The organism is Haloferax marisrubri (assembly GCF_001469875.2).
GTDB lineage: Archaea > Halobacteriota > Halobacteria > Halobacteriales > Haloferacaceae > Haloferax > Haloferax marisrubri.
Window position 1 is genome coordinate 109,906 of record NZ_LOPW02000003.1, and the last position, 25,404, is coordinate 135,309.

Genomic DNA, 25,404 nt, shown 5'->3' on the forward strand with positions numbered 1-25,404 from the left:
AGTATATTACCGATATTATCGGATAATATACCGAGTTGTGCTGTGAACATATGTCCAAAAACGCCCTGAGAATATGAATCTGGTGGTGAGTTCTTCACCGTCTGCTACGGGTCGCGTCGCCAGACGACCGCCGCCCCGTTGGCGAGTACGACCGCGAGCGGGTCGGAAGAAGCGGTCGGACCGTCGGGTTCCTCGACGCCGGGCGCGACGAGTGCCGGTTCCCAGCCGTCGGTTGGGATGGTCGGCGCGTTCGCGTCCTCGGCCGCGTCTTCGGCGAGGGTCGCGGGCGACACTTCGACGGGGACGCCCTCCATGTTGGCAGCGAAGAGCAGTTGCTCGCCGCCCGCCGAACCGGGCGCGTCGGTCGCGCCAGCCTCGTCCGGCGCGGTTCGGAAGCCGTAGTAGAGGACCGACCCGTCGGTCGGGTGGCGGTAGGTGAAGTAGTCGTCGTCGGCGTCGAGGTCGGCGATGAGCCACGGGCGGTCGTGGCGGAACTCGCGGGTTTCGAGGCGGAACGCGGTCCGCTCGTCGTCCTGTTCGTCGCGCCAGTGACCGAGGTTCGCGAAGTCGTGCACGTCGCGCATCCACGCGTAGCCGTAGGCTTCGAGGTCTGCGGCCGAGAGGTCGTCGCCGAGCGGTTGGTCCATCGCCGAGAGCATGGCCGCCATCACGTCGAGGTCGTAGTCGGTCGCGCCGACCGCCGACGAGAGGGCGTTCATGAAGGTCAACAGTTCCTCCCGGGAGTCGAAGCCGAGGTCCTTCACGCGCCGGAAGAAGCGGTCGTCCGCGAAGTCCTCGTCGCGCACCTGCCAGTAGCAGAACTTCGACTCGTCGGAGACGACCTTGACGTTCCACGTCGGGTCGGTGTCGCGGACGAACCCCCACGGCGCGCGCATGTTGGCGTGGACGAAGTCCATCGGGACGCCCGGCAGGAAACAGTGAAACAGCATCGACGACGCGGCGTTGTCGTACGCCTCGTTCAGCGTCTCGGGGTAGTCGTCGCCGAGGTAGGGGTTGACCGGCGACTGGTTGAACTCGACCGTCGGGTCGATTTGCGTCCCGCGGCGGACGGTGTCGTGGTTGGCGACGCCCGTCAGCCAGTTGCCGCCGAACTCGCCGACTTCGCGGACGCGCCACCACTTCGTCGCCCAGAAGGTGAGGAGCGCGGGGGTGTTGTGGGCGAAGGTGATGGGCGACCACTGGAACGAGTGGGGGTGTTGCTCGATGAGCGCGCGGTACGACGAGGCGAGTTCCCAGTCCTCGCGCGGCCACGGCCGGCCGTCCTCGTAAATCATCCACGGCCGGTACTCCGTGCCGGCGACCTCCTGCGTCACGCGGTCCATCTCCGCGAGGAAGTCGTCGTCGTGGTACATCTCGCCCGTCTCGGGGTCGTAGGAGGTGAAGTCCTGCGCGCCGTCGACGCGGATGCCGTCGGCACCGAAGTCCATCTTGCGCCGCTGCATCTCCAAGAAGACGGCGCGCGCGGTCGGCTCCGTGTAGTCGAGGTGCTTGCCGTACATCCCCGGGCCGAGGACGTACCGGTCCGAGAGGAGTTCCGCGCCGCGGTTGTCGGCGTGGCCGAGGGCGATGTCGAAGACGACCTTTATCGGTCGCGGGAGGTCGTGGCAGGCGGCGATGAAGTCCACGAGTTCGTCCGGGCGGCCGGTTTCGAGGACCGCCGGATTCGGCGCGGAGAAGGCGCTGACGACGAGGTCGTAGCCCCAGTTAATCAGTTCGGGGCGGGCGACCTCGACCGTCACCTCGGCGGCCGAGTCGTCGGCGACGGTCCAGAAGTCGTGTTCCGCCTCGTTCTCGGTCAGCGGCTCGACGGGCATCAGCTGAATCCCGTCGTAGCCGGCGAAAGCGCGCTCCCACGGGGCGAGGTCGTCGCCGGCGCGCTGTTTCGCGGCGATTCCCTCGTACACCTCGGCGAGTCCGGCGAGCGACCCGCGCTCCGTGGCGGTTCCGGGGTGGATTTCGAGCATGCTCGTCGCGGGGTCGATGCGCGGGAGGCCGCCGTCGTCGGTGGTTGCGACCCGCTCGTCGTCGGTGCCGAGCGCCTCGAAGTAGTCGCGGTCGGTCCGGGTCTCGTCCAACCGATTGAGGTCGTACACCTCGGCGGGCGCGAACGCCCCGAACGGGACCGAGTACGCCACGGGGTCCTGAACGGTTCGCTCCTCGCCGTCGTCGCCCTCGTAGACGAGTCGGTAGAGCGCGCCGAGAGTGTCGCGCGTGCCGGCGCGGACGCCCTCGACGGCCGCCCAGTGGTACTCGCCGACCCGACGCATCGGGACGCGGTGGCGGTCGAACGTCACGCGCCGATGGTCCGTCTCGCCGGGGTCGAGGTCGGCCGGCGGCGTCAGCAGTTCCAGTTCGACGGCGGCCTCGGACACGCCGGCCTCGACGAGGTCCGGCGTCCAGAAGCCGAACTCGACGACCCCGTCGCGGCGGTGCGCGCCGAGTTTCGTCGTCAGCGACTTGGCGGCCGAGAAGTCGTCGTCGTTGCTCTCGACGACCGACTCGTGCCACGAGGCCAGGTCGTCGGTACGGTCGGCGTGCAGGGTCGGGGTGGGGGAGTTCGTGCTCATGGTGTATCGGGCTGGTCGGGTCGAACGGCGGCGAAATCGGAGGTGGAGGTGAAATCGAAGGTGGAAGCGAAATCGGAGACCGCGCGAACGTGGAAACGGGACGCGCGGGGCGTTACGCGAGCGGGCAGACGACCACGTCGTCGACGCGGATGCCGCCCTCGGCGGCGACGGAGTCACCGGAGACGACGTCGGTCGCGTCGACCGCGAGGTCGCCGACGTCGATTGTGGTCGCGCCGGGCGCGAAGTTGAGCGCGCAGAGGTACGAGCCGTCGTCGTGGTCGCGGACGAACGCGACCGCGCGGTCGGAGTCGGCCTCGTAGTCGATGCGGCGGAACGTTCCGTCGTAGCGGAGCGCGGGCGTCTCGTCGCGGACCTCGATGAGGCGCTCGTAGTGGTCGCGGATGTCGTCGCGGGCGTGGTCCCACGCGAGGGCGTCGCGCCGGCCGCGCTGGCCGATTTCCTGCCCGCCGTAGACCATCGGCACGCCGGGGAGCGTGAACAGCGCGCCCGCGGCGGCCAGCGCCTCGTCCTCGCCGCACTCGACGATGTAGCGCGTCTCGTCGTGGTTTTCGAGGTAGAGCATGAACGCCGCGTGGTCGGGGAAGCCGACCTGCGTGCGCTGTTCGATGGCGTCGAGGATTCGTTCGGCGGGCTCGTCGCCGCGGCCGACCTGCCGGAGCGTGAAGTACAGCGTCGTGTCGAAGTGCATGTCGAACATGCCCTCGTGGAAGTCGGCGATGTACGGGATGGTCTCGTCCAGAAGCAGGAACTCGGGGTCTTTCGCCTTCACGCGGTCGCGAATTTCCTGCCAGAACGTGTCGGGGACGGCCCACGCCATGTCGCAGCGAAAGCCGTCGACCACCTCGGCCCACATGTCAACCGCGTCGAGCAGGTAGCGGCGGACTTCGAGGTTCCGGTGGTCGAAGTTGGCGATGTACTCCCAGTCGAAGTAGGTGCCCGGCTCGCCGTTTTCCTGCCACTCGTACCAGTCGTAGTACTCGGAGTCGGGGTTCTTGTAGGCGTCCTCGAAGAACGGGTGGGCGCGGGCCGAGTGGTTGAGCACGAGGTCGAAAAGCACCTTCATGCCGCGGTCGTGAGCGGCCTCGACGAACTGCTCGTAGTCCTCGCGGGTGCCGAGGTCCTCCGCGATGTCGTAGAAGTCCACGATGTTGTAGCCGTGAGGCGCGTGGTCGTTCTGGAGGACGGGCGTGAGCCACAGGCAGTCGACGCCGAGCGATTCGAGGTAGTCGAGTCGGGTTTCGAGCGCCTCGAAGGTGTTGTCGGCGTCCTCGATGTCCGAGGCGTAGCCGCGGACGTAAATCTCGTACAGCGTCACCTCCTGTGCCCACTTCGGCGGGTCGTTTGGCCGGGAGACGGACGCGCTCCCCGCGCCGGAGCCGTCTGCGTGACCAACCACGTCGGTCTGGACCGATTCCGTCTCGGCCTCGGTGAAGCCGCCGTCGGCGACGGCCTCGCGCTCGACGGTCACGGCGTCGGGCACGCTGTACGTCTCGTCGAGGGCGACCGCGTGGACGCGGAGCCTGTCGCCGACCGCCGAAAGCGGGACGCGGAGCTCCCAGCCGTCGGTCTCGACGGCCGCGTCGTCGACCTCGTCGCGGTCGTCGACGACGAACTCGACCACGAGGTCGTCGCGGACGGTGTCGCTGTCGGGGTTCGGTTGCGGGTCGGCGCGGACGACGACCACGCCGTCTTCGACGGTCGCGTCGAGCCTGATGCGCGGACGGCCTCCCTGTCCCCGCTGGGCGTCGCCGGCACCGCTTCCGGAGCCGGACGCGCCGCCGCTGAAGCCCGTCGGGCGCGCGGAGCCGCTCTGTCCGCTCTGTCCGCTCATCCCGCTCATCCCGCTCGCGCCGCTCCTGACGGAGCCGGCGGGCAGGTAGGAACCGGGGAAGACGCGCACGGTGAGCGTGTGCGTCGCGTCGGGCGCGTCGAGTTCGACGACGTACTGGCCGGCCGCGTCGGGCGTGAACTGCACGACTGCGGTGTCGGCGTCGAGTTCGAGACTGCTGGCGACCGGCGCGCTCCGAACCCGCCACGCGTAGTCTGCGTCGGGGTCTGGGTCGCGAGGTGCGAGTTGTACTGACTCGCCGACAGCCATGAACTGCGGCGGTCCTGGGTGTTGCATACTCACAATCAACGTGCCGGGTGACTTTGAGTTTACCCCTGGAGAGACTGGCGTTCCGGTGAGAGACGGGTTCTACCGAGTCCCCTTGGCGTCTCCCGAATTCGTCGGTTTGCAGGGATAAATGATGGTAAACGGGCGGCCAATACTTATGGTTCGGGACCCTCGTCTACCTCTATGCGACTTCGGACCGCGTTAAACGAATACAAACGCGACCGGGGCGGACGCTTCCCAGAGGAGTGTCAGACCTCGGATGGCGCGTTTTCGGGTCACGGGGACCGACTCGTCTACGTCGGCCTCGACGGCTCCCTCCGAGACTACTCCGCTTCTCTTTCGGGCCTCTACGGCATCGACCGCTCTCGGTTCGGCATCGAGACGGACGGTGAGACGCACTGGTTCGACGAGCTCGAATCCGTGCGACAGCACTACTACCGGGAGACGAGCCTCGTCGAGACCGAGTACGACGCCGGTGAGTACACCGTCCACCAGTACGACCTGACGCTCGGTCGCGCCCACGTGACGCACGTCGAGCTTCGCGGTGCGATTCCCACCGACGCCCACCTGACCGCGTTTCTCACCTTCGCCCCCGAGGGCCGTGAGACGCGGGTCGGTCGGCTCATCCACGAGGCCGGCGGCCCCAACGACACCCAAGCGGTCGAGGTGTTCCACCGAAACGAACACGACTACGTCACCGCGTCGACCGGCCTCACCGACGTTCGCGGCCAGATTCCGGAGCGGTTCGACGAGATTCTCTCCGACGACAGTTTCGACTTCCCGCGGGAGGCCGTCCTCGACCGCTACGAGGACACCCACCTCTCGGGCGACGTGGTCGTCAGCGCCCCGCTCGAACAGGAGGGCCGCGCCGCGCGGACCACCCTCGTCACCCAACTTTCGGACCACAACGAGATGGCGCGGACCGACGCCCTCGCCGACCTCCGCCACTGTTCGGTCCAACACGCGACCGCCGACGCGCTCCGGGAGGCCGCCCGCGAGCAGGCAGAGGTGTTCGTCCCCGACGGGACGCCCCGCGAGCGAATCGTCCGCGCCGACCTCCGGGCGCTGTCGCTTCTGACCGCGCCAAGCGGCGCGCGCATCGCCGGCCCCGAGTTCGACCCCTTCTACGCCCACTCCGGCGGCTACGGCTACACGTGGTTCCGCGACGACGCCGAGGTCACGCAGGCGCTCGCGCACGCCGACGACGCCTTCAGCCTCGACCTCGGCGACCGCCTCGCCACGAGCGCCGAGTTCTACTGCAAAACCCAACTCGAAGACGGCACTTGGCCCCACCGGGTCTGGGCCGTCGACGGGACCGTCGCCCCCGGGTGGGCCCACGGGCGCGTCGAGGGCACGGGCGACGGAGAGTATCAGGCCGACCAGACCGCGAGTGTCGTCGCCGCGCTCGCGTCGCTCCTCGCCGAACGCCGCGACGACCTCGACGACGAACTCGTCGGACGCATCCGCTCGACCATCGCGGCGGGCGTCTCCGGACTCGACAGCAGTCTCGAACCCGACGGGCTTCCGAAACCGTGTCAGAACGCGTGGGAGAACATGAGCGGCCGGTTCACGCACACGACCGCGACGTTCCTCCAAGCGTACGCCACGGTCGCCACCGCGCCCGTGAACGACGACCTCCGGGACCACGCCGCCGAGCAGGCGACCGCGGTGTACGAGGGACTCGACGAACTCTGGTCCGAAGAACGCGAAGTCTACGCCCTCCGAATCGACGGAAGCGGCGACCTCGACGACCGCCTCGACTCGGCCACGTTCGCTCTCGTCGACGCAATCGACGCCTACGCCGACATCGAGGAGGTCGATTCGAAGACCGGCAATCGGCTCGTCAAGCACATGGCCGCGACGCTGAAGGGGCTCTACCGGAACCCCCGCGGCGACGTGGCCGGGTTGGTCCGGTTCGAGGACGACTACTGGCGCGCCGACGGGCAGGACGGCGAGAAAGTCTGGTCCGTCTCGACCGCGTGGGGCGCGAACGCCGCCGCGAAGTTTGGCGTCCTCTGTGACCGAATCGGCAAGGACGGCCGCCGCTTCGTCGAGCGCGCGACGAACCTCTACGAACTGCTCCAGCCGGACGGTCCCTTCACGACCGACGCGGGCTACCTCGCGGAGCAAGTGTTCGACGACGGGCGCTTCGACAGCGCGACGCCGCTCGGCTGGCCCCACGCAATCCGCATGGAGACGACGGCCATCCTCGCCGACATCGACGCGCTCCCCGCGCCGAAGCCCGCACCGACCGGGCCGGAGAACCGGCCGCGGTGGACGACCGGCGAGAAGTACGGCATCGGCACCGTCGCCGACCACTACGCCGAGGACCCCTCGCGCGTCTGGTTCACCCTGACGGAGGGCGCGCTGACCGAGGTCCGCTTCCCGCGGGTCGACCTGATGAACCTCCGGACGCTCGACTTCCTCGTCGTCGACGCCGACCCGGACGACGAGTACACGGCGCGCACTCACAACGAGACCCGGCGGGACGACCACGCCGACACGGTCGAACGCCGGGCCGAAATCGTCGACGACGACGCGCTCGTCTTCCGTCACGTCGTCACCGAGACGGGCGACGGCCGCGGCCACGAGTGGGAACTCACCGTCGAGTACATCATCGACCCCGAACACGACGCGATGCTCGCGGACGTGCAGTTCGAGTCCATCGACGGCGACGAGTACGAACTGTACACCATCGCCGACACGGCGCTGGCGAACACCGGGACGAAAGACCGGGGTATCCGACTCGGCCAACTCGGGAGCTACCACCTCGTCGCCCGCGACGCGGGCGCGTTCGACGCCGGCGACGGCCACGAACCGCTCCTCATCGACCAGGACGGCAGGGAGTACAGCGTCGCCATCGCGCTCACCGCCGCCGGCCGCTTCGAGTGGGCCACCGTCGGCGTCGCCGGCTCGCGGTACCTCGCGGACTTCTTCTCGAAGGGCGAACTCCCGAGCGCCCAAGAGCGCATCGACGACGAGAACGTCGTCCTCGTCGGACGCATCGGCACGGGCGACGAACTCGCCGAGACGCTGGCGCTCGGCTTCGCCGAACACGCCGACACCGCCGCCGCGCTGGGTGAGGCGGCCGGCGCGCTCACCCGCGGCTACGAGACGGCGCGGGCGGCCTACACCGACTCGTGGGCGGACTTCCTCGCCGACAAGGAACTCCCCGGCTCGGTCGCCGACGACGACGAACTCGCCGCGCAGTACAAGACCGCGCTCATGAGTCTCCGAGCGGTCGAGGACAAGACCTACCTCGGCGCGGGGCTCGCCTCGCCGTCGGTGCCGTGGGGCGAGGCCGTCCCCGCCGAGGAGGCGAAGGGCTACGGCTACAACTTCGTCTGGTCGCGCGACCTCTATCAGGTCTTCACCGTCTTCGAGGCCGTCGGCGACGTCGAAACGGCCATCGACGCGCTGGAGTACATCTACACCTACCAGCAGGACGACCGCGGCTTCATCCCGCAGAACACCTACCTCAACGGGCGGACCCGCTGGGGCGGCGAGCAGATGGACAACATCTCGTTCCCGCAGGTGATGGCGTACATGCTCTACGAGCGCGGCGTCACCTTCGACGACGTGGCCTACGACTACGAGAACGTCAAGTACTCCGCGGACTACGTCGCCCGGAACGGGCCGCCGACCGCACAGGAGCGCTGGGAGGAGGAAGCCGGCTACTCGCCGTCGTCCATCGCGGCCGAAATCGCCGGCCTCGGCTGTGCGGCGTCCATCGCGCTCGACGAGGGCCACACCGAGGACGCGCTCGTCTGGCTGGCGCTGGCCGACGACTGGACCGAGCGCGTCGACGACTGGACCGCGACCCGGACCGGCACCGACCGCAACACGCACACGCCGTACTACGTCCGTATCACCCGCGACGGCGAACCCGACGCCGGACACCTGCGGACGCTGGCGAACAACGGGCCGACGCTCGACGAGCGCGAAATCATCGACGCCGGTTTCCTCGAACTCACCCGCCTCGGCATCAAGCCCGCCGACGACGAGATTATCCGGAACTCCGTGAAGGAAGTCGACGAGACCATCCGCGTCGACACGCCCCACGGACCGGCGTTCTACCGGTACAACGGCGACGGCTACGGCGAGCGCGAGCGCGACGAAGAGGGCGCGCCGTGGTCCATCGACGCCAAGGGGAAGGGCCGACTCTGGCCCATCTTCACCGGCGAGCGCGGCGAGTACGAACTGCTCGCGGGAACCGAGGAAGGCGACCTCGCGCCGGACAACCTACTGCGGACGATGGCCGCCTTCGCCAACTCCGGCCGGATGCTCGCAGAGCAGGTCTGGGACCGCGAACACGCGACCGACTACAACTGGGAGTTCGGCGAGGGCACCGGCAGCGCGACCCCGCTCGCGTGGTCGATGGCCCAGTACGTCCGCCTCGCCCACGGCGTCGACGCCGGCGAACCCGTCGAGACGCCCGCGTTCCTCCGCGAGCGGTACGTCGAGTCCGACCGCCCGAACGGGCCGTCGCTCCGCGTGAGCACGCGGTTCAAGGGCGACAAACTCATCGTCTCGGGGCAGACCGACGCCGCCGTCGTCGCCGTCAAGACGCCCGGCGAGACCCGACTCGTCGAACCCGACGACGAGGCGTTCGAGGTCGAAGTCGCCATCGAGTACGGCGAGAACCAGGTGACCGTCGCCGCGGCGACCCACGAGGACCTGACGAAAGCCGGCACGACCGTCTCGCGCTTCACGCTCTGAGGCGGCGCGACCGACCGGCCGCCGACCCCGGCCTCGCGGTCGGCGACTGACTTTTTCGTTTCTTCATTCGACCCATTCCGCCGGCACCGCTTTTCCGTCTCCGGCCTAACGGTCGGGTATGCCGGTCTACCAGCGTCGAACCCGCGTCGCCGCCCCGCTCGAACGCGTCTGGGAGTTCCACTCCGACGTGTCCGGACTGGAGGCGCTCACTCCGGCGTGGATGCACCTCGAAATCGAGTCGGTCCGCGGCCCCGACGGCGAAGAAACGCCCGACGAACTCGTCGCCGGGACGGAAATCGAGATGTCGATGCGACCGTTCGGCGTCGGCCCGCGCCAGCGGTGGACCTCGCGCATCCTCGACCGCGAGGCGGGCGAGACGACGGCGTGGTTCCGCGACGACATGGTCGGCGGCCCCTTCTCGCGGTGGGTCCACACCCACCGCTTCGTCGCCGACGGCGACGAGACGATACTCGAAGACCGCGTGGAGTACGAACTCCCGTTCGGCCCGCTCGGCGACCTCGCGGGCGTCTTCGGCGGCGTCGGTTTCGAGGGGATGTTCCGCGGGCGCCACGCCGAGACGAAGCGGCTGTTGGAAGAACAGTAAACGGTAGGAACAGCAGTCGAGTCAACGCGCCGACGGCTCAGTCGTCGCTGAGCGAGAACCGCGGTTCGACCTCGGAGCGGACGCCGCCGATGTCGAACTCGAAGCGCGCGCCGCCGAGGTCCGATTCGGGCGCGGTCGCCTCGATGTCCCAGCCGTGGGCCTCCACGATGCTCTCGACGATAGAGAGTCCGAAGCCCGTGCCGGACGCGGAGGTGGTGTGACCGTGTTCGAAGACGGTGTCGCGCTCGTCGGCCGGGATGCCGGGACCGTCGTCGGCGACGTAGAAGCCGGTCTCGGTGGGGCCGACGCGGACGGTCAGTTCGTCGGCCGCGCTCGTCGTCGACGACCCGGACGACGCGGTGTCGGTGGACGCCTCGTCGATGGGCGCGGATGGTGTATCGTCGGAAGCGGCGTCACTACCGCAGTCGGTGCAGGACGTGCCGTGCTCGACGGCGTTCCGAAACAGGTTCTCGAACGCCTGCTGGAGCCGGCCTTGGTCGGCCTGCGTGGACCCGAGGCCGTCCTCGACGACGAGCACCGCGTCGTCGCCGGTGTCGACCGCCTTCCACGCCCGCTCGGCGACGTTCTCGATGGCGACCGAGTGGGTCTCGCCGACTTTGCGGCCCTGTCTGGCCAGTTTGAGCACGTCGTTGAGGAGCGTGTCCATCCGAGTGACGCCGTCGAGTGCGCGGTCGAGGTAGGTCACGTCCTCTTCCTCGCGGGCGAGTTCGACGAACCCCTTGGCGACGTTGAGGGGGTTCCGCAGGTCGTGGGAGACGACCGACGCGAACTCCTCGAGGCGGTCGTTCTGGCGCTGGAGTTCGCGCTCGCGTCGCTGGCGCGCCAACGTGTGGGTGACGTTGTTGGCGACCGAACGGAGGAGGTCGACCTCGGTGTCGGTCCACGACCGGCTCGTCTCGACCACGTCGAAGACGACGAAGCCGACGAGCGCCCACTTCGACACCATCGGCACGGCGACGAAGCCGCCGGTCTTGGCGTCGGTGAGCACGCGCTTCGTGTCGGACGCCTCCGGCGGGAGGTCAGAGACGCGGTGGAGGCGGACGTTCTCGAAGCGGTGGAGTCGTTCGACCAGCCAGCGGGCGTCTTCGAGGGCGACGCGTTCGGGGTGTTCGCGCGGGTCGCCGCCGCGCCAGTCGTGCATCCGGGCGGCGACGTTCGTCTCGTCGTCGTAGAGGTAGACCGAACAGCGGTCGAGGTCGGCCACCTCGCCGACGGACTGGAGCGTCCACTCGATTTTCGTGCCGATTTCGTCGGTCTCGGCGCTCATCAGCGAGGTGGACGTGTCCAAGACGGCGTCTTTCAGGCGCGTCTCGTAGCGGAGTCGGTTCCGGCGGCGGCGGCGCTCCGTCACGTCCTGCAACGTCCCGATGACGGCCGGTTCGTCGTCTTCGGTTGGGCGGAGCGCGAGGTGGCCCTCGCACAGGAGGTCGTCGTCGTGCGGGTACGCCGGACCGGGCGAAAGGACCGTCTCGAAGCGCTCCGTGTCGGGGGCGTCAGGGGCGACGACCCGCTCGAAGGCGGCGCGAATCTCGTCGTTGGCCTCCGCGGCGAGGTCGGCGAACTCCCGGCCGATGATGGCCTCGCGGTCGTAGCCGGTGAGTTCGCAGAAGACGCCGTCGGCGGAGGTGAAGCACCCCGAGGAGTCGAGCGAGTAGACCCCGCTGTCGAGCACCTCGATGGCGGTTCCGTAGCGCTCGGAGGCCGCCTTCGCGCGGTACTGCGAGACGGCGTTGACGACGCGGTTGGCGAGGACCGTGTACTGGTCCGTGCCGGTGTCTTTCTGCATGTAGTCGGTCGCGCCGACGCGGAAGGCGTCGCGGGCGACCTCCTCGGAGCCTTTGCCGGTGAAGAGGATGAAAGGGAGGTCGGGGTGTTCGGAACGGACCGCGCGGAGGAACTCCAGCCCGTCGATGTCGGGCATGTCGTAGTCCGACACGACGCAGTCGAGCTGTTCCTGTCGGAGTCGTTCGAGGGCGTCGGCCCCCGAGTTCGACGTCGATACCGAGAGGTCGACGTCGCCGGCCTCGCGTTCGAGGTAAATCGATACGAGGTCCGTCAGACTGGGTTCGTCATCGACGTGGAGGACACGTACGTCTGCCCCCGACCCGTCGTCCATACGATGTAGCGACCGCTCACCGTAATGAGCGTTGTGACGCGGTTATCAGCGCCGATAACGAACTCGGCGTCTGGGCCCGAGCCCGCGACTCGGAAGCGACTCGGAAGACGAGGTTCGGAGTCGGAGCCGTCCGTCCCGAGCGTAGTGGGTCAGGACGCGCTGACGTAGATACCGCCGAGGACGACGGCCCCGCCGAGGACCGTCGGGAGCGTGGGAATCTCACCGAGGAGAAAGAGGGCGAGAATCGTGCTGCCGACGGGTTCGCCGAGGAGGGAGACGGAGACGACGCTCGATTCGAGGTGGGCGAGCGCCCAGTTGATGACGGTGTGACCGAAGACGCCCGGGCCGACCGCCATCCCGAGAAACAGGAGCCACTCACGGGGCGGATAGCCCGTGAGTGGGTCGCCGCGACCGACCGCGACGACGAGGAGCGCGGCGGCGCAGACCGAGTAGACGACGACCACGTAGGGGACGAGCGAGACCCGGCTACGGACGCTCCGGCCCGTGAGGACGTAGGCGGCCGCCGTCACGGCTCCGACGACCGCCAGCCCGTTTCCGAGAAGCGGCCGCGGCGCGCCGCTGGCGGTGAGGAAGTCGGAGACGGACATGAGCACCATGCCCGCGAGCGCGACGCCGATGCCGATGGCGGTGCGGCGACTCACGCGCTCGTCGAGGACGGCCCACGCGCCGACGGCGACGAACAGCGGTTGGGACTGTACGAGCGTGACACTCGCGGCGACCGTCGTGTGGTTGAGGCTCTCGAACCACGACGCGAAGTGGGCCGCGAGCGCGACGCCCGCCCCACCGGCCGCGAGGAGGTCCCGCCCCGAGATGGTCGCCAGCGCGTCGCGGTGGCGGACGAGCGCGACCGGCGCGAGGAGAGCCACGGTGAACAGGACTCGGTAAAAGGCCTTCACGAGGCTCGGTGCGGCGCTCCAGCGGACGAGGATGGCGCTCGTGCTAACCGCGAGGACGGCGATACCGAGCCCCGCGAGCGGCGAGATGGGGGCGTCGGAGTCGGGCGTTGACACACCCCCACGTCGCGGGGGGTCCGCTTACCGTTTGTGGGTCTCGGCGGGACCCGAGGACCGAAGCGACGAGCCTGCTCACCTACTCCTTCCGCGCTCGAATCAGCGCCTTCGGGTTGGCGAACGAGACGACGGAGTCGCCGTCGAACACCACGTCGAACAGGGATTTCGCCTCCTCCGGCGCCTCTCGGAAACGACGTTCGAGTTCAGTTCGGTCCTCGGGCGAGACGCTCGTCCGCTCGGTCCACGGGTCGAATTCGAGGCGTATCGCGGCGGTCTCGACCGTCTCGACCGACAGGCCCGCGGCCTCGAACCACTCGCGCCACCGCGAAACCGGGTGGAGTTCGACGTGGGTCGGGTCGCGGAGGACCTCGACGCCGTTGAGGAACTCGGCGAGGGAAGCGTCCTCGGGCGCGACGTTGTCCTCGAAGGCGAAGACGCCGCCGGGTTCGAGAACGCGCGCGACCTCGGCGACGAACGCCTCGGGGTCGGGGAAGTGGTGCGCGGCGATGCGGCAGGCGGCCGCGTCGAAGGAGTCGTCCGCGAACGGGAGACGCTCCGCGTCGGCGACGACGCCCGCGACGGGGTACTCGCGGACCGCGGTGGCGACCATCTCCGGGGCGGCGTCGGCCGCGACGACCGAGGAGACGCCGACATCGGCTATCGCGCCCGCGGTGTGGCCGGCACCGGTCGCCACGTCGAGCGCGCGGGTCGCGCCGCGACACCACGACGCGAGCGTCTCGCGGTCTTCGCCGAGGCGGTGGACCTCGCTGTCGAAGTACGACTCGGCGGCGCTCCCGAACTGGGCGGCGGTTCGGCGTTTCTCGTCGCTCATGACGCGGGATTCGCGCAGGGCGGTGAAAAAGGGGCGCGAGGAGACAGATCGGGACCGGGGGAGATACTGTCCGCGTCGGCGGCGAGCAGCGGGACGCTACGCCGCGTCAGCGTCCACGTAGTCGGGGCGCTCGGCGTACGGAATCGGGTCGCGCTCGCCGAGGTTCTGGAACGCCTGCAGGCGGAACGCACAGGAGTCGCAGGTGCCGCAGGCCGGTTCCTCGGCGCGGTAGCAGGACCACGTGTGTTCGAAGGGGACGCCGAGTTCGAGGCCGCGGCGGGCGATATCGGTCTTCGAGTCGTGGACGAACGGCACTTCCAGCGAGATGGTCGTGTCGGGTTTCGTGCCGACGTCGACCATGGCCTCGAAGGCGTCGAAGAACTCGGGTCGGCAGTCGGGGTAGCCCGAGTAGTCCTCGGAGTGCGCGCCGACGAAGACGGCGTCGCAGTCGTTCGCCTCGGCGTACGAGACGGCCATCGACAGGAGGTTGGCGTTGCGGAAGGGGACGTACGAGGTCGGAATCTCGTCGGCGTCCATGTCGGCGTCGGCGACGGCCATCGAGTCGTCGGTGAGCGACGACGCGCCGATCTGCTTCAGGTGGCTCGTCTCGATGTGAAGGAAGTCGCGAGCGTCGAGTTCGTCGGCGAGCGCGCGGGCGCAGTCGTACTCCTTCGACTCCGTCTTCTGGCCGTAAGAAGTGTGGAGCGCGTAGAGTTCGTAGCCGCGTTGCTTTGCCTCGTAGGCGGTCGTCGCGCTGTCCATGCCGCCGGAGAGGAGGACGACGGCGCGCTTCTCGTCGGAAGTGGTGTCGGAAGTCATCGTTGTCGTGGAATAGTTCGGGCTTCGTTCGGGGTGTGTACGGGATTCGTTCGGGTGCGTACGGGATTCGTTCGAAGTGTGTTCGTGGTACGTTCGGAGTACGTTCGGCGGTCGCTCAGGTCTCGGGCGCGTCGTTCCAGAGGTCGACGTGGAGTCGCGGCGTGTAGCGGTAGCCGAACGCCGCGGCGAGGTCGGCGACCTCGGTCCGGGTCCGAGCGAGTTGCTCGCGGGTCTGTCCCTCTGGCATGAGCAACACGTCGCTGTCGCTGATTTCGCGGTCTGTGACGCCGCGCACGTCGGCGACGAGCGACTCGATTTCGTCGAGGTCGTCGCGGCCGGTGACGACGAACTTCAGTTGGAAGTCCGCGGCGTGTTCGACCAACGAGGCGAGCGCGTCGAGGTCGACGCGGGCGGTCTCGTGTCGCTCGGTCCAGACGCCGGGGTCAACATCGGCCGGGGCGTTGTCGGGCGTCGGCGTCGACGACGCGAGTTTCGGGCTGATGCTCGCGAGGTCGACCGGCGCGTCGGTTTCGAGCGTCCCGTTCGTCTCGACGGTCAGGTGGTAGTCGTCGGCGAGCGCCGACAGGAGCGCGTCGGTCTCGTCGTGGACGAGGGGTTCGCCGCCGGTGACGACCACGTGCTCGGGAGACCGCGACTCGACCTCGGCGACGATTTCGTCGAGGCTCATCCACGCGTGAGTCGGCTCCCACGAGGTGTGAAAGGAGTCGCAGAACCAACAGCGGAGGTTACAGCCGCTGGTGCGGACGAACGTGCTCGGGACGCCGGCGAGCTTGCCCTCGCCCTGTAGCGACGCGAACAGCTCGTTTATCGGGAGGCGCTCGCCCTCGGCGTCGGTGTCGTCGCGGGCGACGGTGTCGGAGACGGGCATCAGAATCCGGCGCAGAGTTCCGACGTTTCGCTGACCGAGACCGAGACCTCGGAGACGGTGTCGGGGAGCGCCGCGAGCAGTTTCTCCTCGAGCACGACGGCCATCACCTCGGCCGTCGGCGGCGCGTCGAGGACGACCGTTCCGTCGGCGTCGCCGGAGCGCTCGAACGCCTCGACCAGCGGGTCGCCCGACTCGACGAGGAAGCGGTGGTCCCACTCGTCGATGACGTCGGTGACGACGCCCTTGTCGACGACCCAGCCCTCGTCGGTCAGGTCGCCGACGACGCGGACCGAAATCTCGTAGTTGTGCCCGTGCGGGCGGCTACACTTGCCGTCGTGGTGGAGGAGGCGGTGACCGGCGCTGATGCGAATCGGTCGGTCGCGACCGATGTGGAGGACGCGCTCGCCTGCTCGGGACAGCGGGGTCTCGTCGTCGGCTTCCGCCGACCGTGCGTGTTCTAGTGTTCCCCGAGGCATATTCGGAGATTATCACGAGAGTATATAATTCTCCTGTCTCGGCCCTGTCGGTCGAATAGAGGGACCTGTCGGTCACAGTCGAGTCGGAGACAGAACGCGGACAGACGCCGGCGAACGCGGACAGACGCAAGCGGACGTGGCTGGGCGCGGCCGGGTCTACGGCTGGTCGGCGATTGCCTCGCGCCACTGGTCGGGGACGCGGGTCGGGCGGCCCTCGTCGTCCATGGCGACTTGGACCGTCTCGCCGGTGGCGACGACCTCGCCCTCGTAGGAGAGCGTGTAGTAGATGGGGAAGCTCTTTCCGCCGGGCTCGCCGGCCTCGACTTCCACCTCGACGGTGCCGACGCCCTCGATGGGCGCGCGGTAGTCGAGTTCGAGGTGCGCGACGACGATGTGTGGGTCGGAAAGCGGGGTGTCCATCACCTCCTCGAAGAAGCGGACGCGGGCCTGCTCGCAGTAGGTCGCGTAGACCGCGTTGTTCACGTGTCCGAACGAGTCGTGGTCGCGGAACCGGACTTCCACCTCGGCGACGAAGCTCATTGCGGTGCGCGACACGGGCGAGGAGTATAGCACCGACGGTTTGTCTCCGGCGGGACCGGTGAACGAACCGACAGCAGGGACCGAACAGACGCGGGGAACGAACGAGTAGACGGCGGTGAAGCGGGCGAGCAGACGGCGGAGAGACGAGCGAGAAAAATGGGGGAGAGACGAGTGAAAGGAAAACGGAAACGGGACGGCTCAGTTCGCCGTCCGGGCGGACTGGTCCGTGACAGTAGACTGCCGGCCGTGGAGCGCGACGGCCTTCCAGACGTTCGAGCGCGAGCCGGCGCGGACCATCTCGACGGGGACGCGAGCGCCCTCGGGGAGGGACGCGAGCGTGTCGCGGATGCGCTCTGACTCGTAGGCCACGAGGTGGCGCGTTTCGTTCGTCTCGTGCAGTTCGACCGTCATCGTTTCGTGGTCGTTCATCTCGACGCGGACGTTCACCAACACCGGCGCGGACGCGAGGGTCACCATCACGCTCACCTACGAATCCGCCCGTCATAAGCCGTTATAATACTGATATCTTCGGGTATGGACTCTACATAGACGAGAGAGCCACGACCGAGAGGGTGGCAGGGGTACACCCATGTCGGGGCGGGCCTAACGACCGACGAATGACCGACCGCGACTCTCGACCCGAGAGTGACCCGACCGACTCGACCGTCACGGTCCGCGTCCGCGACACCGACGGTGACCGCGTCACCGACCTCAGCGTCGAACGCGGGACCGTGCTCCGCGACGCGTTACTCGACGCGGGTATTTCGCCGTACGCGCGGCTCACGAAGCGAGTGAACTGCGGCGGGCGCGGCCTCTGTGCGACGTGCGGCGTCCGGGTTCGGTCGGGAGAGCCGACGGCCGACCACTGGCACGACGACCTCGCGGCGCGGTTCGGCTACCCACGGCTCTCGTGTCAGATTCACGTCGACGAGTCGATGACGGTCGAACTGGTCGAGAAGGAAGTGTGGGGCGGGCGGGAGTAGAGGGTGTTGTGGGGCGAGACTAAGGAGTGAACTGACCAGTACGAGAGAAGACAGTCCGCTCTCCCCGATTTGAACTCACTCGCAACGCTTCGCGTTGCTCGCTGCTCAAATCGGGTCGAGAAATCCTTCACATTCAACACCGCTCGCTGCGCTCGCGGGTGTTGAAGTTCAGTCCGCTCTCCCCGATTTGAACGGGGGACAAGCCGATCTACAGTCGGCTGCTCTGCCAGGCTGAGCTAAGAGCGGTCAAGAGAATCTCAATCTACGGGTAGACTTAAGAATTCTCATTCCGGGCGGCGAAGCGCCAGACGACGGGGCGATTACTCGTCGGTCGTCGCCGACTCGGAACCGTCCGCAGACGCCGGCTCGGTGCCGTCCGACTCGTCGCCCTCACCGTCGGTGTCGCTATCGTTCGACTCGGCGTCGAGGTCGTCGGCGCTCGTCTCGCGGACGCGGATTCCCTTCCCGGCGAGATGTTGCATCTGGCGCTGGGCGAAGTCCTCCTCGCTGGTGCCACGAGTGGCGAGCACGTAGACGAGCGCGCTCCCCGTCGGGCGCATGGTTCGGCCGGCGCGTTGAGAGCCCTGCCGACGAGAGCCGCCGAGGCCGGAGGCGACGATTGCGAGGCCGGCGTTCGGGAGGTCGATACCCTCGTCGCCGATGCGGGAGATGACGAGCGTGTCGAGGTCGCCGTCGCGGAACGCCTCGAAATACGCCTCGCGGCGGTGGTGCCGGGTCTCGCCGCTGACGAACGGCACGTCGAGCGCCTCGGCAATCGCCTCGCCCTGGTCGAGGTAATCGACGAAGACGAGCGCCTTCGAGTCGGCGTGTCGGGCGCGGAGCCGACGAATCTCGAATATCTTCCCGGGGTTCATCGCGGCGAGCATGTGCCGCTCGCGGCCGTCGCTGGAGGCCCACTCGTTTCTGGCCATGTCGTCGCCCCAACCCACGTAACGAATCTCGACTTCGGGTTCCTGGACGTAGCCGGCGTCGAAGAGCTTCCCCCAGTCGGTGCCGATGGGCGGGCCGATGAGCGTGAAAATCTCGGCTTCCTTGTCGTCCTCGCGGATGGGCGTCGCCGACAGGCCGAGGCGGTGTTTGGACTGGAGGTCGGCGCTCCGCTGGAAGACGCGACTCGGGATGTGGTGGGCCTCGTCGTAGATGATGAGCCCCCAGCGACGCGAGTCGAAAAGCGACCGGTGGCGGTCCATCCCGGCGGTCTGGTAAGTGGCGATGGTGACGGGACGAATCTCCTTCGCACCGCCGTGGTACTCGCCGATTTGGTCGGCGTCGAGGTCGGTCGTCGAGAGCAGTTCCTCGCGCCACTGGCGGGCGAGTTCGCGACTCGGGACGAGAACGAGCGTCTCGCCGCCGACCGCGGCGAGCGCGCCGATACCGGCGATGGTCTTCCCCGCGCCGGGCGGCCCGACGAGGACGCCGGCGCGCTGGTCGACGAACCGGTCGACCCAGTCTCGCTGGTAGTCGCGGAGGTCGACGCCGAGCGTGACGTCGAGTTCCTCGCCCTCTTCGAGGTCGCGGTCGTCCTCGACGGGGTAGCCCGCGTCGTAGAGGATGCGCTTTATCGCCGCGATTTCCTCGTCTCTGACCCACGCCTCGGTGTCCGAGATGGGGGCGTAGACGTGGTCGTCGTCGAGTTTCTGGAGCGCGACGTTGCCCATGAGGCTCTCCGTCGCGGCTTCGAGGACGGTGTATCCCTCCTCGTGAGAGTAGAGACGGAACTGGTGGGCGCGCTTCCATTGGTCTTCGACCCACGTTTCGAGGTGCGGCGACCGCTCGGGGAGGACCGACCGAAGCATCGAGAGGAGCGATTCGACCTCGTCGAAGGGGGCCTGCCACACGTCTTCCTGCCGGATTCGGTAGAGGTAGCCGCGGCCTCGGCCCTCGCGGTCGCCGGTGGTGTCGGCGAGGTGGGCGAACTGCGAGAGCCTCGCCCGCGTGTACTGAGTCGGGTTGTCGACGACTATCTCGCGGCGTTTCGGAAAGAGAACGACCCGCTCGCGCGAGGCGAGTTCGCCCCACTCCGTCGGGTACCAGACGGTCGGGTCGGTCTCGACGTTCACCCGCTGGACTCGCCCGGCGTCGGCGAGGGCGTCGAGACCGTCCATCGCGTCCGCCTGCGAGACGCCGAGGCGACGAGCGACCTGCTGGGCGGTCACGACGGGGCGACCCTCGGATTCGAGCGCGTCGTAGAACGACGCGAGCGAGACGTCATCGTCGTCGTCCGCGCCGCCCGGGCGGTCTGCATCGTCCGGTGACGCGTCGGTCGCGTCGGCCAGTCGGTCGAGCACGTCTCGGGACGCATCGGTCTCGTCGGCGTCGCCGCCCCCGTCGGGAGGACTTCGGTCCTCGTCCTCGGCAGTCATCGAAGGCGGGTACGGTCGCGACGGGGAAACGGCTTGCGACACCGGGAGTTCGTGATGGGAAACGACGGTGGAAAAGCGAGGTTACTGGGACGTACCGAGGTTACTGAGACGTGCTCGACCGCGCCGGAACCATCCGGTCGAACACGGCCCGAAAGTCGTCGTCGACGGTGAGGAACTCGGGGAACTCCTCGAGGGTCCGGACGCCGTCGAGGTAGACGTACTCGACCGGTTCGGGAGGTATCTCCTCGAAGACCTGAACCGGACCCCGTTCGGACAGGCCGACGAACGGCCGCCCCTCCGGGTCGGTCTGCGGTGTCAGTTCGTGTTCGAGGTAGAGTTTCGCCATCGCGAGCGCGCTCGCGAGCGGGACCTGTCCGGGCGTCAACTGCCAGGTGACCTCGCGGTCTTCGTAGTGGACGGTGGTCACGTAGCCGTCGTCGAACCGGAAGCACTCGACTCGCTCGTCCGAGCGCGACCACCGCGTCTCCGTCGAGCGGGAGCGTTCGAGGGACCACTCCCCGTTGCCTCCGCGGCCCGACACGACCTCGTTGAGGCGCACCCACACGCGACTGAGCGCACGCATACGTTACCGATTCGTTCCCCGGGGTAATTGCATTGACGCCACGAGAACAGCACAGTCCGTCAGCAGAGAACATTTCGAGACGCGTCGTATCTTGACGTGCTCGGAACGTGGTTGCACAGGGTGCACGTGAGTCGCATGCACACCACGTTTCCGGTGAACGAGAAGGGTCGAGGCTCGGTTCGGGACCCGCGTGGAAGTCGGTGTCGGCGGTCGGTCGCCGGCGAAGTCTCACCGAACTGTTGCCCCCGAGTCTCCCACACCTCGCTTCCGGTGAATCCCGAGTCCGCGTGAGACGGTCAGAGACACCACGTTTCCGGTGAATTGGTGCGAAGTTCGCGACTCGGAAATCAGGTTCCAGTAGCGGGGCACCGCGGGTCGTGAGTGCGGAACACGACAGTCAGTCAGCCCAGCCAGTCGCGACGTAGGTGCGAAACACGACGGTCTGGACTGTTCCGCGGTCAACTCTCTACCGTTAGCCTCGCCCGTTCGACCACAACCGTTCGAACGGGTGGGAAACACCGACTCTCCACCAGCTGCGACGAGTCGAGTCGGCGGAGAACGTAGCAACGCTGACAGACACCACGTTTCCGGTGAAACCGGCGTGAGGGGACACGGCTGTAACACCGGCCGGTGGTGACGCCGGGAGGTCGGCCAACGGTGAGGTCGAAGTCAGGCGCACACCACGTTTCCGATGAACTGAGCTGAGCGTCTGTCGGCGGTAGACGCGGCGACGAGGGAGTGTAGCCACTCGTAGACCATCCGCAGTTCTCGGTTCCGGTCGAATCGGTCCACTTATTACGAACACACCGGGTTTCCGGTGAAATAGGAGGTATTAGAGTGTTTGACGGCGTGATTCGTCCGAGGTGCTGTCTCGGTGTGAGACACCGAATTTCCGGTGAGAGTGTCGTCCGGATTGAGTAGCAGGGGTCGAATAGTGACGCGGGGCTGGTCGATAGATGTGGACAGCACGTATAACAACAATTAAATAGTTTATTTGTGTTACCGACCATTGATACACTCGCGAAAAAGAGAATGTACTCGAAACTCGAGTACTGTTCGACCTGAATACACCGTCTCTGACGTGTGTATTCGAGGATTCGAGAAGTCTCGTGGGATGTCGCTCTCGTTGGCTCTTGGAGATTCTCGCGGTTTTTCACACGTTCTTCCGAGTCCGCGTAGACCGCGGTGAGGTCGACCCTCGTAACCAACGCTCGCGGTGAATTATCACGGCGGCAGCGGGTCTACTCGGTCTACCCGCAGCGTGACTCGTTAGTTTCGCGCGTTCTCTCTCCGCTTTCGAGTGGGTCGCGGGCCGTGTGCAGTCGGTCTCGTGGGGTCAGGTAGACTCCCCCACACCGTGTTTCCGGTGAATCGATACCTACGTTTCGTGTGGACGGGAAACCGGGGTTCGTGGCCGTTCACCGGAAACGTGGTGTGTGTGTGCTGAGTCGAATGGTAAGTCCTTTCACCGGAAACGTGGTGTGTTGCGAACATGCCTAACGCCAGCGACGACCTCTTCACCCGGGAGGACCCCATCTTCGCCAACAAGGAGTTGTTGGAGATAAACCACCTCCCGGGGGAGGGTCGCATCGTCGGTCGCGACGACGAGATCTCGGATCTCGCGACCGCGGTGAACCCCGCCATCTTCGGACAGAGCCCGAGCAACGTCCTCATCTACGGGAAGACGGGGACGGGGAAGTCGCTCTGTGCGAAGTACGTCTCCCAGCGCCTCGTCGACACGGCCGAAGAAGAGGGAGTGAAAGCGACGTTCGCCTACGTGGACTGCGCGCAGGACACGACCGAGACGCAGGCCGTCCAGACTATCGCCGACAGCGTCAACGACACCGCGGTCACCGGCATCAAAGTCCCCGACAAGGGACTCTCGACGTCGACGTACTACAAGCGCCTGTGGCGCATCCTCGACTCGCTGTACGACGTCGTGCTCATCATCCTCGACGAGATCGACAAACTGAGCGACGACGACATCCTCATGCAACTCTCGCGGGCCGGTGAGGCAGGGAAAATCGCCGGCTGTAAGCTCGGAGTCATCGGTATCAGCAACAAGATTCAGTACAAAGACCGGATGGACGAGCGGGTGAAATCCAGCCTCTGCGAGCGCGAGTTCGTCTTCCCGCCGTACGACGCGAACCAGCTCCGCGACATCATGGACGCCCGGAGCGACGCGTTCCGCGACGGCGTGTTGGACCCCTCGACGATTCCGCGGGCCGCGGCGCTCGCCGCCCGCGAACACGGGGACGCCCGGAAGGCAATCGACATCTTGCGGTACGCGGGAGAAATCGCACAGTCAATGGGTGCGAGTACCGTCAAGGAGAACTTCGTCACGCAGGCGCGCCAGCGCGCGGAGACCGACCGATTCCGCGAACTGATTCGCGGGTCGACGCCGCACTCCCGCTACGTGTTGCAGGCCCTCGCGATTCTCTCGCTTTCGAACCAGCAGCAGGACGGCTTCCGAACGAGCCGCGTCTACGAGGTCTACGAGAACATCTGTCGACAACAGGGCTCGGACAGCCTGTCACTCCGACGGGTTCGAGACTTACTGAAAGAACACGCCTTTCTGGACATCATCGAACAGTCGAAACACAGCGGCGGGAGCGCGGAAGGAAGCTACACTAAGCACCAACTGCTCGAAGATCCGGACGTAGTGAGAGACGTCCTCATCGAAAACACGGACGCCTGACGGCCTGATGGAGGAATCAGGCGACCGGACACGCTGAGGGCCGAACCGAGTAGCGGGGATGGCTGCACCGCTGCGGATACACCTCTGTAGAGCGACCTCTTATATTTTATTGCGGGGGTTTGTGACTGGAATAATCACGCGTGACTGGGTCGGTCACGCTCGGGTGCCGGCGCGTGTTCACGATTCGAGTCGGTCGAGCGGGACCGAGGTCGAGCGGACGGACTCGTAGAGGTCTTCGACCCACGAGACGACCTCCGGCGCGTCGCCGTCGATGAGCGCCGTCAGGTTGTTGTGGTCGTCGTAGGCGGAGACGACGCCGTGGCCATCGACCAGTAAGAGGCCGAAACCCAGCGTCTCGTCGGTGATTCGCAGTTCGAACTGCTCGAGGTCCTGAGCGCGCTCGAACGACTCCGAATAGGCGTCTATCGACCGTTCGAGGACCTCGCGGTCGACGACGAGTTCCATCCGCGTGTCCGGTCCGATTACGCTCGCGGCCGATTCGTTGAAGACGCGACTCACGATGGGCGTGACCCCGCGGAAGCGGTCGACTGGCTCGCTCCCGACTATTGTTAGATACCTGTTGAGCGGCGCGTGCGGGTCGTTGTCCGCGGCGGTCGTGATGTTCATCTGGCTGAGGACACCGGGCGGTACGCCCTCGCAGACCTCGGTAGCGTTCGCCAAGAACTCGCTCATCCGGTCGGCGCATTCGACCGTCCCGACGAACTCCTCGTACTGGTCGTGAACCATCGTTCCGCCCGCGGTGAGACGGTATTTCCCGTCGGCCTTCTTGACCCACCCGCGGTCGCAGAATCCCGCAAGCGTCCGTTGTGCCGTCTCTCGAGCACAGTCACAGAGGTCTGCGAGTTCAGTCGGTCGGCGCGGCTCGACCGCCAACGCCCGAAGTATAGCCTCCCTACTTTTCGATCCGACGAGGAACGCCACGTCCTCCCGCGCACTCATGTCTCTCCGTTGTACTGTTCTGCATTTCACACTTATGGGTGTTCAGGTCTATGACGCGGCGAAAAATCGGGGGTTCGAACGCGCTTATCCGAGGAGTCCGAGGGCGTCGATGCGCTCGACGATTTCCTCGACTGCGGTTTCCGCGTCGTCGGTCCGCTTCCCGCCGGTGATGACGATTTTCCCGGAGCCGAAAAGCAGGATGACGACTTTCGGCTCGTCCATGCGGTAGACGAGTCCGGGGAACTGCTCGGGCTCGTACTCGACGTCTTCGAGGCCGAGACCGATAGCCAGCGCGTTCAGGTTCAGGTTGTGTCCGAGGTCCGCGCTGGAGACGATGTTCTGGACAGTTATCTCTGGCTCGTCGTCGACGGGTATCTTCAGCTCGCGGAGCTTGTCGAAGATGATACCGAGTGCGTCGTGCACGTCGTCGATACTCTTTGCGCCCGTGCACACGATCTTCCCCGAGCGGAAGATGAGCGCAGCGGCTTTCGGGTCCTGGGTGCGATAGACGAGGCCCGGGAAGTTGTCCGGGTTGAAATCTGCACCGGGGAGGTCGTCGGCGAGGGCTTCGAGGTCGAGCTCCTGACCGATCCCGGTCGATGCGACTACGTTCTGAATCTCGATGGAGTCTGCCGGCCCACTCATTGCTCGCACGTGAATCGTACCTCCGGCCTTATAAAGCGACCCGTTATAAACCGACTTCAACGGGTCGATTCTGTTGGCCCTTCGCACGCACGCGAAACTAATACATTGATTTCTCGCTCGACCGAATTGATGTCACAACTGACCGCGCGTGAAGTTATGGCACGCCTCATGTCTATTTTTCTCACAGAGCCACTAAATCAACGGGGTTAAATGTATCCCCGGCATTCGGATTAATGCGAAGAAGCGCACGGGGGCACTCCCCCGAAGGCTTCCACCGAACGCCCCGACCCCAAGGTCGTCTGGCGCTCACCGGGATGACACACCTTCCCGGGGGTCGCCACGATACGACGGCCTTAAGTGGTCCAAGGCATTTCGGATG

Annotated in this window: 18 protein-coding genes and 1 tRNA gene; 4 read left to right on the forward strand and 15 right to left on the reverse strand. The window is 66.8% G+C overall.

Annotated features, from left to right (window positions below; translation table 11 throughout):
• Window positions 1–104 precede the first annotated feature (104 nt).
• Window positions 105–2,588 carry a glucosylglycerol hydrolase gene (gghA, locus tag AUR65_RS02035; protein ID WP_058568006.1) on the reverse strand — a complete coding sequence of 828 codons (2,484 nt, stop codon included), beginning with the start codon at window positions 2,586–2,588 and terminating at the stop codon, window positions 105–107.
• 112 nt (window positions 2,589–2,700) lie between these two features.
• Complete coding sequence (gene malA, locus AUR65_RS02040) at window positions 2,701–4,707, reverse strand: alpha-amylase MalA (RefSeq protein ID WP_058568007.1); 2,007 nt, start codon at window positions 4,705–4,707, stop codon at window positions 2,701–2,703.
• Window positions 4,708–4,908: 201 nt separating this feature from the next.
• On the opposite strand from malA, the gene AUR65_RS02045 reads away from it, so the two are divergent.
• The gene (locus AUR65_RS02045) at window positions 4,909–9,444 is read left to right on the forward strand and encodes a glycoside hydrolase family 15 protein (RefSeq protein WP_058568008.1); all 4,536 of its coding nucleotides are present in this window, start codon (window positions 4,909–4,911) and stop codon (window positions 9,442–9,444) included.
• A gap of 118 nt (window positions 9,445–9,562) precedes the next feature.
• A complete protein-coding gene (locus AUR65_RS02050; RefSeq protein WP_058568009.1) occupies window positions 9,563–10,048 on the forward strand; it encodes an SRPBCC family protein in 486 nt (161 codons plus the stop codon).
• A 37-nt stretch (window positions 10,049–10,085) separates the two neighbouring features.
• Here the strand turns inward: AUR65_RS02050 and AUR65_RS02055 are convergent, their stop codons facing one another.
• From AUR65_RS02055 to AUR65_RS02090, 8 genes are all read right to left on the reverse strand, one after another.
• Complete coding sequence (locus AUR65_RS02055; RefSeq protein ID WP_058568010.1) at window positions 10,086–12,185, reverse strand: hybrid sensor histidine kinase/response regulator; 2,100 nt, start codon at window positions 12,183–12,185, stop codon at window positions 10,086–10,088.
• A 149-nt stretch (window positions 12,186–12,334) separates the two neighbouring features.
• Window positions 12,335–13,216 (reverse strand): DMT family transporter, encoded by an 882-nt coding sequence (locus tag AUR65_RS02060; protein ID WP_058568011.1) that lies wholly within the window; start codon window positions 13,214–13,216, stop codon window positions 12,335–12,337.
• 79 nt (window positions 13,217–13,295) lie between these two features.
• Window positions 13,296–14,048, reverse strand: coding sequence for a class I SAM-dependent methyltransferase (locus tag AUR65_RS02065; RefSeq protein ID WP_058568012.1), 753 nt, complete (start codon window positions 14,046–14,048; stop codon window positions 13,296–13,298).
• Window positions 14,049–14,144: 96 nt separating this feature from the next.
• Entirely contained in the window at window positions 14,145–14,867 is a 723-nt protein-coding gene (gene queC / locus AUR65_RS02070) for a 7-cyano-7-deazaguanine synthase QueC (RefSeq protein ID WP_058568013.1), read from the reverse strand.
• A 115-nt stretch (window positions 14,868–14,982) separates the two neighbouring features.
• The gene (locus AUR65_RS02075; protein WP_058568014.1) at window positions 14,983–15,756 is read right to left on the reverse strand and encodes a 7-carboxy-7-deazaguanine synthase QueE; all 774 of its coding nucleotides are present in this window, start codon (window positions 15,754–15,756) and stop codon (window positions 14,983–14,985) included.
• Window positions 15,756–16,232: a 6-pyruvoyl trahydropterin synthase family protein gene (locus AUR65_RS02080; protein WP_058568015.1), complete on the reverse strand. Its 477-nt coding sequence runs from the start codon at window positions 16,230–16,232 to the stop codon at window positions 15,756–15,758. The genes AUR65_RS02075 and AUR65_RS02080 overlap by 1 nt, the downstream gene beginning before the upstream one ends.
• A 156-nt stretch (window positions 16,233–16,388) precedes the next feature.
• The gene (locus AUR65_RS02085; RefSeq protein ID WP_058568016.1) at window positions 16,389–16,772 is read right to left on the reverse strand and encodes an acyl-CoA thioesterase; all 384 of its coding nucleotides are present in this window, start codon (window positions 16,770–16,772) and stop codon (window positions 16,389–16,391) included.
• A 198-nt stretch (window positions 16,773–16,970) separates the two neighbouring features.
• Window positions 16,971–17,249 carry a hypothetical protein gene (locus AUR65_RS02090; protein WP_058568017.1) on the reverse strand — a complete coding sequence of 93 codons (279 nt, stop codon included), beginning with the start codon at window positions 17,247–17,249 and terminating at the stop codon, window positions 16,971–16,973.
• A gap of 140 nt (window positions 17,250–17,389) precedes the next feature.
• Between AUR65_RS02090 and AUR65_RS02095 the strand changes: the two genes are divergently transcribed.
• Window positions 17,390–17,755: a 2Fe-2S iron-sulfur cluster-binding protein gene (locus AUR65_RS02095; RefSeq protein ID WP_058568018.1), complete on the forward strand. Its 366-nt coding sequence runs from the start codon at window positions 17,390–17,392 to the stop codon at window positions 17,753–17,755.
• A 172-nt stretch (window positions 17,756–17,927) separates the two neighbouring features.
• On the opposite strand, the gene AUR65_RS02100 is transcribed toward AUR65_RS02095, so the two are convergent.
• The 3 genes from AUR65_RS02100 to AUR65_RS02110 form a co-directional block, all read right to left on the reverse strand.
• Window positions 17,928–18,001: transfer RNA gene (locus tag AUR65_RS02100), tRNA-Tyr, on the reverse strand.
• Window positions 18,002–18,075: 74 nt separating this feature from the next.
• Window positions 18,076–20,139: a DEAD/DEAH box helicase gene (locus AUR65_RS02105; protein WP_058568019.1), complete on the reverse strand. Its 2,064-nt coding sequence runs from the start codon at window positions 20,137–20,139 to the stop codon at window positions 18,076–18,078.
• A 100-nt stretch (window positions 20,140–20,239) separates the two neighbouring features.
• The gene (locus tag AUR65_RS02110) at window positions 20,240–20,722 is read right to left on the reverse strand and encodes a hypothetical protein (RefSeq protein ID WP_058568020.1); all 483 of its coding nucleotides are present in this window, start codon (window positions 20,720–20,722) and stop codon (window positions 20,240–20,242) included.
• A gap of 1,492 nt (window positions 20,723–22,214) precedes the next feature.
• On the opposite strand from AUR65_RS02110, the gene AUR65_RS02115 reads away from it, so the two are divergent.
• Window positions 22,215–23,420, forward strand: a complete 1,206-nt coding sequence (locus tag AUR65_RS02115) for a Cdc6/Cdc18 family protein (protein ID WP_058568021.1) — start codon at window positions 22,215–22,217, stop codon at window positions 23,418–23,420.
• Window positions 23,421–23,597: 177 nt separating this feature from the next.
• On the opposite strand, the gene AUR65_RS02120 is transcribed toward AUR65_RS02115, so the two are convergent.
• Together AUR65_RS02120 and AUR65_RS02125 are read right to left on the reverse strand one after the other, a co-directional pair.
• Window positions 23,598–24,380 carry a transcriptional regulator FilR1 domain-containing protein gene (locus tag AUR65_RS02120; protein WP_233194308.1) on the reverse strand — a complete coding sequence of 261 codons (783 nt, stop codon included), beginning with the start codon at window positions 24,378–24,380 and terminating at the stop codon, window positions 23,598–23,600.
• A gap of 84 nt (window positions 24,381–24,464) precedes the next feature.
• Window positions 24,465–25,025: a TATA-box-binding protein gene (locus AUR65_RS02125; protein ID WP_004041616.1), complete on the reverse strand. Its 561-nt coding sequence runs from the start codon at window positions 25,023–25,025 to the stop codon at window positions 24,465–24,467.
• Window positions 25,026–25,404: the final 379 nt, after the last annotated feature.

Bases quoted from the DNA above. Each gene is read 5' to 3' on its own strand.
- gghA (WP_058568006.1), bottom strand. From the start codon at position 2,588: ATGAGCACGAACTCCCCCACCCCGACCCTGCACGCCGACCGTACCGAC.
- malA (WP_058568007.1), bottom strand. From the start codon at position 4,707: ATGGCTGTCGGCGAGTCAGTACAACTCGCACCTCGCGACCCAGACCCC.
- AUR65_RS02045 (WP_058568008.1), top strand. From the start codon at position 4,909: ATGCGACTTCGGACCGCGTTAAACGAATACAAACGCGACCGGGGCGGA.
- AUR65_RS02050 (WP_058568009.1), top strand. From the start codon at position 9,563: ATGCCGGTCTACCAGCGTCGAACCCGCGTCGCCGCCCCGCTCGAACGC.
- AUR65_RS02055 (WP_058568010.1), bottom strand. From the start codon at position 12,185: ATGGACGACGGGTCGGGGGCAGACGTACGTGTCCTCCACGTCGATGAC.
- AUR65_RS02065 (WP_058568012.1), bottom strand. From the start codon at position 14,048: ATGAGCGACGAGAAACGCCGAACCGCCGCCCAGTTCGGGAGCGCCGCC.
- queC (WP_058568013.1), bottom strand. From the start codon at position 14,867: ATGACTTCCGACACCACTTCCGACGAGAAGCGCGCCGTCGTCCTCCTC.
- AUR65_RS02075 (WP_058568014.1), bottom strand. From the start codon at position 15,756: ATGCCCGTCTCCGACACCGTCGCCCGCGACGACACCGACGCCGAGGGC.
- AUR65_RS02080 (WP_058568015.1), bottom strand. From the start codon at position 16,232: ATGCCTCGGGGAACACTAGAACACGCACGGTCGGCGGAAGCCGACGAC.
- AUR65_RS02085 (WP_058568016.1), bottom strand. From the start codon at position 16,772: ATGAGCTTCGTCGCCGAGGTGGAAGTCCGGTTCCGCGACCACGACTCG.
- AUR65_RS02090 (WP_058568017.1), bottom strand. From the start codon at position 17,249: ATGGTGACCCTCGCGTCCGCGCCGGTGTTGGTGAACGTCCGCGTCGAG.
- AUR65_RS02095 (WP_058568018.1), top strand. From the start codon at position 17,390: ATGACCGACCGCGACTCTCGACCCGAGAGTGACCCGACCGACTCGACC.
- AUR65_RS02105 (WP_058568019.1), bottom strand. From the start codon at position 20,139: ATGACTGCCGAGGACGAGGACCGAAGTCCTCCCGACGGGGGCGGCGAC.
- AUR65_RS02110 (WP_058568020.1), bottom strand. From the start codon at position 20,722: ATGCGTGCGCTCAGTCGCGTGTGGGTGCGCCTCAACGAGGTCGTGTCG.
- AUR65_RS02115 (WP_058568021.1), top strand. From the start codon at position 22,215: ATGCCTAACGCCAGCGACGACCTCTTCACCCGGGAGGACCCCATCTTC.
- AUR65_RS02120 (WP_233194308.1), bottom strand. From the start codon at position 24,380: ATGAGTGCGCGGGAGGACGTGGCGTTCCTCGTCGGATCGAAAAGTAGG.
- AUR65_RS02125 (WP_004041616.1), bottom strand. From the start codon at position 25,025: ATGAGTGGGCCGGCAGACTCCATCGAGATTCAGAACGTAGTCGCATCG.